Below are 9,242 nucleotides of genomic sequence, written 5' to 3' on the forward strand. Positions count from 1 at the left end.
CCCTAACCCCCCCTTATCAAGGGGGGGGACAATCAGAACCCCCCTTATTAAGGGGGGCAGGGGGGATCTCAACCGATGACAGCCCAGAACAAATAGAACTCATCCTCTCTGGGTTGGTGGTGAAAGAGCAAAGTTTACTGAAAGTAAAAAACCGCATTTACGAACAAGTTTTTAACCTAAAATGGGTAGACAAACAATTAGGACAACTGCGGCCTTATTCTCAAACCTTTGATGCGTGGGTGACATCCAAGCAGCAAGATTTATCGCGGCTGTTGCGGGGACAAGCTTTGAAAGATGCTCAAAGTTGGGCGCATCTTAAAAGTTTGAGCGATTTAGACTATCAATTTTTAGCCGCTTCTGAAGAAATAGATCGGCGCGAAGTACAACAAGCATTAGAAGCAGAACGCACTCAAGAAATTGAAGCAAGACTAGCCGAAAAACAAAAAAGATTAATTCAAGAAACCACAGCATCCAAACAACAAAGAATCTTATTGTTTGCAGTCAGTATGGCATTACTGCTGGCCTGCGGGTTGGGACTCGCAACATTTTTTCAATATCGCAAAGCAACAGCAAGCGAACGGCAAGCGCGGGTGAGCGAAATTCAAGCGCTGACATCTTCTTCTGACGCACTGTTTGCTTCTAATCGCAAGTTGGATGCGCTGATTGAAGCGATTAAAGCAAAACGAAAAGTGCAAAAACTAGGTGGGGTAGGTGCCGATACCGCTGGTCGAGTTGACAATGTACTGAGACAAGCTGTTTACGAAGCAGATGAATACAACCGTTTATCGGGGCATAAAGCGGCTGTTCTCGGAGTTGACATTAGTCCTGACAGTGAGTTTATTGCCTCGGCAAGTGTGGATAAAACTATCAAACTGTGGCGGCGCGACGGAAGGGAAATCGCAACGCTCAAAGGTCATCAGGCGATCGTCCGATCGGTCAAATTTAGCCCGGACGGTCAGTTTATTGCTTCTGGAAGTGATGATGGGACTGTAAAACTTTGGCAGCGAAACGGCACTTTGTTGAAAACTTTTCAGGGTCATACTGCTAGTATCTGGACAGTGGCGTTTAGTCCCGACGGTCAAACAATTGCCTCTGCCAGCATGGACAAAACGGTGAAACTCTGGAACTCTGACGGCAAACTGTTAAGAACTCTCCGGGGTCATACTGCTGGGGTACCGTCAGTGGCTTTCAGTCCAGACGGTAAGACTGTTGCTAGCGCAAGTGGAGACAAAACGGTGAAACTCTGGAACTCTGACGGCAAACTGCTAAGAACTCTCCGGGGTCATACTTCTGTGGTATCGGCAGTGGCGTTTAGTCCAGACGGTCAGATTGTGGCTTCTGGAAGTGGAGACAAAACGGTGAAACTCTGGACAGTTAATGGGGCTCTCCCGGGGGCACTGCCCCTACGAACGCTTGAAGGTCATTCTGCTGTAATATCTGGAGTTGTTTTCAGTCCTGACGGTCGGACTGTTGCTACGGCAAGTCGGGATGGGACTGTAAAACTATGGAATATTGATGGCACAGAACTGACGACTTTTAGAGGTCACACTGCTGGGATTTGGGGGATGGCTTGGAGTCCTGACGGCAGTTTTATTGCTTCGGCGGGTGCAGAAAATACGGTGAGGCTGTGGCAGAGTCACAACCCTTTGCGGACGATTATTAGCGCACATAAAGCTGGGATTTGGGCGATCGCGCTGAGTGCGGATAGTTCTACAATCGCCACAGGCAGCGAGGATGGCACGACTAAACTTTGGAGTCGGCAAGGCAAATTGTTGAGGACTTTCACTGGACAAAATACTGCGATTTATGCTGTGGCGCTGAGTCGCGATGGCAAGTTAATTGCTTCTGGCACAAACGATAATCAGGTGAATATCTGGACTCGAAACGGAAATGCGATCGCAACTTTGGTAGGTCATAACGCTACGGTTTTTGGATTGGCTTTCAGTCCTGACGGTCAAATTATTGCTTCTAGCAGTCAAGATAATACTATTAAACTTTGGCGGCCCGATGGTACTTTATTGCATACTATGACAGGACATCATGCTCCTGTTTGGCAGGTGGTATTTAGCCCGGACGGTCAGCTAATTGCCTCGGCTGGGGGCGATGGTACTGTTAAGTTGTGGAAGCTTGACGGTACTTTGGTGAGAACTTTTCGAGGTCATACTGCTGCGGTGTGGAGGGTGGCGTTTAGCCCGGACGGTAAATTTTTGGCTTCTGGCAGTGGGGACAATACTGTTAAGATTTGGACTGTGGACGGTAAGTTAGTGAGAACTCTTGAAGGTCACGCGGCGGCGGTTTGGGGGGTGGCATTTAGCCCGGACGGTAAGATTATTGCTTCTGGTAGTGTGGATAATACGGTGCAGTTGTGGAACTCTGACGGTAGGGAATTAACGACTCTCAGAGGTAACTCTGGGGCGATTCGGGGGGTGGCGTACAGTGGGGATGGGGCTTTTGTGGCTTCTGTGAGTGAGGATAATACGCTGATTTTGTGGAATGTGGAGCGAGTTTTGAATCTGGATTTATTGAGTTACGGGTGCGATCGCCTGCGGGATTATTTGCGGACGAATAGGATGGTGGAAAAGGGCGATCGCTTGTTGTGTTCGCCCCTTTGAATGATTTAACCGCGAAGACGCAAAGAACGCGAAGAGAAGAGATGATACTAAACGGCAGTTTCATAGACTTTTCCTGACATTAAAGACATCAGGTCCAAAAAACACGGTGTTCTTGTCGCAATCGCTGTCTGTAACTGGTAAAATAAGTATCAATGTTGGCACTCCTGACTTACTCCCTGGCTATGTACGCCCTGAAGCTAGAACTCAAACTCAACAATGCTGAACGTACCCTTATGGCGCGACACGCTGGTTACGCTCGGTTTTGCTACAACCTAGCTCGTACCCTGTACGTGGGCGTGATCGACATTAAAGTCAGCCGCACCCGAAAGATTGCCGAAATAAAAAAAACCTTTACCAATTTCATCAAAAAACAACCAGAATATCAATGGACTAACACTTTATCATCCCGCGTTTATCAAAATGCTTTCCGGGCCTTCAATAACTCCCTCGAACGCTTTTTTAAAGGGTTAAGCGGGTTTCCTAATTTCAAACGCAAGAAATCCGGGGATTCGTTGACAGTAGACAGCAGCAATGGATCAGTATTTCAGATGGCTGGCAATCGGATAAAAATTCCTACACTGGGAACGTTTCGCCTGAAAGAAGCTATCGGGTACAACTGTTGCTCTCAAACATTTACCATCAGCCGTACTGCGGACAAATGGTACGTCAGTTTTACCATAAAAGCTGACAAAATCCCCCCTTTATATCGTGAAGTATCGGAAGCGACAGGCATAGATTTAGGAGTATCCACCTTTGCCACCTTGAGTGACGGTACGGTATACCAACTGCCAGATTCCCTAAAAAATGCGAAAATCAAGCTAGGGAAACTACAGTACCGCAATCGAAACAAGCAATTAGGCAATCGAAAACTTGGCATCAAAGCATCGAAAAACGCTCGGAAATTCGCTCGACAACTGGCTAAAAAACACGCCGATATTGCCAATATACGGCGGGATTTCTTGCAGAAAACAACTACAGAAATTAGCCAAAAGTACGCTCGCATCCGCATCGAAGATTTAAATATTTCTGGTCTGGCAGCAAATCACAAACTGGCGGCTGCAATTTTAGATTCAGGGTTTTATGAATTTCGACGAGAACTAACTTATAAATCTCCCATCTACGGCACTGTTGTCGAAGTGGTAGATCGATGGTATCCCTCATCTAAAACTTGCTCAAAGTGCGGTAACGTTCAACCGATGCCACTCTCCGACCGATTGTTTGTTTGTGAGGCTTGTGGCAACAGTTGTCATCGAGATTTGAATGCCGCGATTAATTTAGCATCGGTCTCACGAGATAGAGTAAGGATGGCTAATCCTGAATTCACGCCGCTCTGAGTAGAAGGAGCCGACTCCCTACGTAGAAGCAGGAAGTAAGTTTTAAGTGTCCGAGATGTCATTCTTGTCCGCTTTATGTCAATCTTATGTAGCAGGAAACAGTAACATACTCCCCTTGACGATTCGGCGGTATGAGGCCGAATCGTCAAGAATCTCCAAAACCCGGATTTGGTATAACTACTGACTGATAAAATCGCTAGCGGTGAGAGTACCGGGCGCTATACCGTTCAGTGTTGCTAACAATTGATTGCTACTGGTGACGCTAATCAAAGTTTGATTGTTGCTCCCGGTAATAGTTAGTTGATTGAAACTCAAACCGGAATTTAACCCAATCAAATCCTCGCCTTGGCGGAAATCCGTAATGATATCGCTGCCTAAACTTTGAGTTAGCAGAAATACATCATTCCCCGAACCGCCAGTCAAAGTATCATCTCCCACATCACCGCTAAGGAAATCGTTACCAGCATTGCCGAAGAGGCTATCATTGCCTTTGCCGCCGTACAGCGTATCGTTGCCTGTATAACCTTCGAGCAAATCGTTTTCGTTGTTACCGAATAGCAAATCGTCACCATCCCCACCGCCGAGACTGTCATTGTCTTTGCCGCCGTAAAGCGTGTCATTTCCAGCCTTACCAAAAATTAAATCTGCACCTTCATTTCCAAACACAATATCGTTGCCATTTCCAGCATTAATTGTGTCATTTCCTAAGTTGCCTAACAGATAGTCGTCGCCATCTTCCCCCAGCAAAATATCGTCATCTTTGCCACCAAAAATGGTGTCGTTGCCAAAGCCACCGGCAACAGTATCTTGGCCTAAATCTCCTCTCAAAAAGTCGTCGCCGTCTCCGCCAAGCACAGTGTCGTTATCTTTGCCGGCGTAGACTGTATCGTTGCCGGTGCCGCCGAAGATTAAGTCATTGTCGGTATTACCGAAGATGGAATCGTTACCGCTGCCGCCGTCGATGTTGTCGCTGCCGCCCATTCCGTAGAGGGTGTCATTGTCGCCAAGTCCGTTAATTGACTCGTTGATGCCATCGCCTATGATGAAATCGGTGCTGTCACCGCCGTTGAGAGTTTGTTGGGCGGAATTTTGAGTAATACTGCCGGGGTCGATTTCTGGGGCTGGTAGGGGTTCGACGATCGCATTATCCGTTGTCGGTGTTGGCGTGGGTGTCGGTGTGGGAATTGGTATCGGTGTGGGAGTTGGTGTGGGAGTCGGTGTGGGAACTGGTATCGGTGTGGGAGTTGGTGTGGGAGTTGGTGTGGGAACTGGTATCGGTGTGGGAGTTGGTGTGGGAGTTGGTGTGGGAGTTGGTGTGGGAGTTGGTGTGGGTGTGGGAGTTGGTGTGGGAGTTGGTGTAGTTGTGAATTCAAAAGCGCCGATATCCACGATCGCACTTCCATTATTATCACCATCTTGAGGGCGAGTCACGCCCCGCTGATCCGCCGCCGGCGCGCCCGCACCAGTACCGGTATCAATGGCGGGACTTCCTGCTAGCAGGGGCCTTACGAAAGCGCCGTTAATATTTTGTAAAGGGCCGAGTAATGGATCGGCGATCGTCACAGTTGCCGTCACATTATTGTCGTTAGGATCGCCCGTCGTCAGTTTAGCAGGAAATTGCAGATTATTTCCCCCGTCAATTAGTGCCCTTCCTGTTTGGTATTTAACTTTATAAGGATTACCAGCCGTATTGCTATCAAAAATCGAATTTTTGACAGTAATTGGCTGATTTCCAAAAGTCGCAATACCGCCAGAATACTCCCCAGCGGTGTTATTGGCTAAAGTCGAATTGACAATGTTAGTAGAAAAAGAATCTCTATTGCCGACAACTATTCCTCCGCCCTGTTTAGCAGCAGCGTTACCTGAAAATGTACTGTTGACAATGCTGACATTTCCATTTTCTCCAAGCCACAAACCGCCGCCGTTATCGTCGGCTGTGTTGTTAGCAAAGGTACAGTTTGTCACAGTTAAATCGGCATTTCCGTGGCGAACTCCACCTCCTGAACCTCCACTCCCTGATGAGTTTTTTACGGCTTTGTTGTTAATAAAAGTGCTGTTTTCCAAAACCACTGTATCTGGAGGATAGCCAAACAGAAATGCTGCACCTCCTTCTCCAGAGGCGATATTGCCGTCAAAAGTGCTGCCTCGGATAATAACATTGCCACCAACAGGCCCCGGAGTTGCATTGGGGCCTGAAGCATTAGCGCCATCGACGTAAACTGCCCCGCCAACCCCTTTCTCTGTGCGGTTGCCTGTGAATTTAGAGTTTTCGATCGTCAGGCTGCCCAACAGGTTATTAACAGCCCCGCCTAAGCTGCCTTTGTTGTTGGTAAATTCGCTATCTCTGATAGTCAGAGAACCGCCGCTTTTAGTGGCGATCGCCCCGCCGCCGCGTTCGGTATTATCCGCCAAAGAACCGTCATTGTCGCTAAACTTACTGTTAATGACAGTTGTGGTGCTGCGGAAACCTGTATGAACGCCGCCACCGAAACCGGCAACATTCTTGTTGACTTGGCAATTTTCTAAGGTTAAAGTGCTGTTACCTCCCGTTTTAATGCCGCCGCCAGCGCTAGTTGTTTCGTTATTCGGATCGGTTCCAGAGACTTTACCGTTGGCAACAATCAGGTTTTTTAGAGTAACATTGGTTGAACCTTCGGTGAGGATTACCCGCGAAGTGTTGTTGCCACTAATGGTTAAGTTGGCTGCACTAATTGCGTCAACTGTCAAGTTCTTATTGATGACAAGTTGACCGGAAGTTAGAACAATTGTTTGATTCGCAAGACTGGAAGCAAATTGAATAATATCGCCGGCTGCTGCGGAGGCGATCGCACTTCTCAAGGAACCGGGCCCGCTATCATTATTGTTGGTAACGGTAACAGTCGCTAAAGTCCCTCGGTAATCGGCCATAGTCTCTGGAGTCAAGGCACTGGATGCCTCAATATCACCCTTGCTAAACTCCAAATTCCAGTTACCAGTGCGGCCGGTGCGATCGCTAGATGCCGCAATATCAGCCCCGGTTAACTCCCCCAGGCGATCGACAAAATTAGCCCCGTCACCCGCAGCCACATCGCAACCGTAAAGCATAATATCAGCTTTGTCGCTCAGGGCATTTCGCCACCCTTGCAACTGGCTGGCATATTGCGGCAAACTATCCGCATTCAACGTCGCAGAACCTAACTGCAAACTGCCAGAATTGCCGTGAGAAAAAATGTGAACTTCGTCTAAAGTTCCCCCCGCAGCAGCGATGGTTTGCAGTTTAGCAGAAATCTGCTCGACTCCATTGCCATTTTTATCTAAAATGATGACTTCTGCATTCGGAACCGCGCCACCCGCAAGAGTTTGATAGTCATCTAAGTCCGACTCAATAAAGACAATAGATTTAGGACGAGAATTGCGGAGAACAGATTGTGAATCAATACTGGCCAAATTTGAACTCATTTCGCATACCCCTATGAGAATGTTGGTAATTTGCTGGTAGATTCACCTGAAAAATAGAAAACTTTTTTATGCTGAAGGCAGCAGGCAGAATTAAAACCTCAGCGGTAGAACTGGGGCATCAAAACTTAGGTAAAAACTTATTTTCTTATATAACAATTCATCGCTTGTATCCGCAATCCGGTTTTGCTGCGTGAAGATTGCGATTTTGCGAACAATTAACCGCAGAAGGTGTAATATCAATTCCGGTTGCACCGGAATGATGTTAACTGTTAACTGTTAACTGTTAACAGTCAACAGTGAATTTACTATTCCGATGAAGAGAGGATTTGATATAATATAAAATCCGCGCTTCATCGTCCCGTATTCACCTCTCTCTCTTGTCTTCCTCTGTGTTCTCTGCGCCCTAGTAAGGTTAAATAATTCCGATCCAACCCGAAACGATACAATGTAAATATACCTGGATGCAGAACCTGCAAATCTAGCGTGCTGCGTAGGTACGATCCGCACCTACGATCCTCTATTAAATGCCGAACAGCTTACGTCCTTCCTTCGCGTCAAGAGCGTCTTCGCGGTTCAATCGTTCCAATGCTAACAGATTAGATATGACATATTTGCCGATCGCACAAATCCCAAAAAATCCGAAACTTAGGTAACTAACGCTAGGCGTGACAGGCGGGAGAAAATCTTTACTTGTTCCTCAAAACATTCATCCCGCCCTGCACCCTAGCCGATGTTTCACTGCTAGTAAGGCGCGCGTCGCGCACCCTACCAGAGACAGTTAGATTGTTACCTGAATGAAATCGCTAGCGCCGAGAGTAAGGGGCGTACCGTTAAGCTTCGCTAACAATTGATTGCTGCCCGCAACGCTAATCAAAGTTTGATTGTTGCTAGAGGTAATGCTGAGTTGATTGAAACTCAAACCGGGAGCTAACCCAATTACATCCTCGCCCTGACGGAAATCAGTAATGATGTCGCTTCCCACACTATTATTGAGGAAAAACACGTCATTTCCCGAACCGCCGGTCAAAGTATCGTCCCCAACATCGCCGCTGAGGAAATCGCTACCAGCACCGCCGATGAGCAAATCGTTACCCTTGCCACCGTAAAGCGTATCGTTGCCGGTGTTGCCGGAGATTACATCATTTTCATTGTTCCCGAATAGCAAATCGTTACCATCACCGCCATCGAGACTATCGTTGTCTTTGCCGCCGTAAAGCGTGTCATTTCCAGCTCCGCCAAAAATCAAATCTGCACCTTCATTTCCGAAGGCAATATCGTTGCCATTTCCAGCATTAATTGTGTCATTTCCTAAGTTGGCAAAAAGCTGGTCGTCACCATCTTCACCAAGCAAAATATCGTCATCTTTGCCGCCAAAAATGGTGTCGCTGCCCAAGCCGCCGGCAACAGTATCTTGGCCTGAATCTCCCCTCAAAAAGTCGTCGCCTTCTCCGCCAAAAATAGTGTCATTATCTTTGCCGGCGTAGACGCTATCGTTGCCAGCGCCACCTTGGATGAAGTCATTGCCGGTATTGCCGAAGATGGAATCGTTATCTGCACCGCCGTCAATGTTGTCATTGCCGCCCATGCCATAAAGAGTATCGTTGCCAACAAGTCCGTTAATTGACTCGTTGATGCCACCGCCCATGATGAAATCGTCTGTGTTACCGCCGTTGAGAGTTTGTTGGGCGGGGTTGGGGGCGATCGCACCAGAGTCGAATTCCGGGGCGTTGAGGCTATCTAGCGGGGAAGCATCTGTCACCGGAGTTGGTGTGGGCGCGGGAGTTGGTGTCGGCACGGGCGTCGGCGCGGGTGTTGGTGTCGGCGCGGGTGTGGGGGTCGGCGCGGGTGCTGGCGCCGG

Annotated in this window: 4 protein-coding genes; 2 read left to right on the plus strand and 2 right to left on the minus strand. The window is 47.9% G+C overall.

Annotated elements, in window-relative coordinates; all coding sequences use genetic code 11:
- Both AACV78_RS13185 and AACV78_RS13190 read left to right on the plus strand, forming a co-directional pair.
- Positions 1-2,612 (plus strand): WD40 repeat domain-containing protein (locus tag AACV78_RS13185; protein ID WP_194074411.1); only part of this gene is annotated, 2,612 nt, incomplete at its 5' end.
- A gap of 152 nt (positions 2,613-2,764) precedes the next feature.
- Positions 2,765-3,946: an RNA-guided endonuclease InsQ/TnpB family protein gene (locus tag AACV78_RS13190; RefSeq protein WP_228042700.1), complete on the plus strand. Its 1,182-nt coding sequence runs from the start codon at positions 2,765-2,767 to the stop codon at positions 3,944-3,946.
- Positions 3,947-4,123: 177 nt separating this feature from the next.
- On the opposite strand, the gene AACV78_RS13195 is transcribed toward AACV78_RS13190, so the two are convergent.
- Both AACV78_RS13195 and AACV78_RS13200 read right to left on the minus strand, forming a co-directional pair.
- Positions 4,124-7,384: a DUF4347 domain-containing protein gene (locus AACV78_RS13195; RefSeq protein ID WP_194008737.1), complete on the minus strand. Its 3,261-nt coding sequence runs from the start codon at positions 7,382-7,384 to the stop codon at positions 4,124-4,126.
- Positions 7,385-8,162: 778 nt separating this feature from the next.
- Positions 8,163-9,242 (minus strand): calcium-binding protein (locus tag AACV78_RS13200; protein ID WP_304941068.1); only part of this gene is annotated, 1,080 nt, incomplete at its 5' end.

It is taken from the genome of Tychonema sp. LEGE 07196 (assembly GCF_963890365.1).
Classification (GTDB): domain Bacteria; phylum Cyanobacteriota; class Cyanobacteriia; order Cyanobacteriales; family Microcoleaceae; genus Microcoleus.

Bases quoted from the DNA above. Each gene is read 5' to 3' on its own strand.
- AACV78_RS13190 (WP_228042700.1), top strand. From the start codon at position 2,765: ATGTTGGCACTCCTGACTTACTCCCTGGCTATGTACGCCCTGAAGCTA.
- AACV78_RS13195 (WP_194008737.1), bottom strand. From the start codon at position 7,384: ATGAGTTCAAATTTGGCCAGTATTGATTCACAATCTGTTCTCCGCAAT.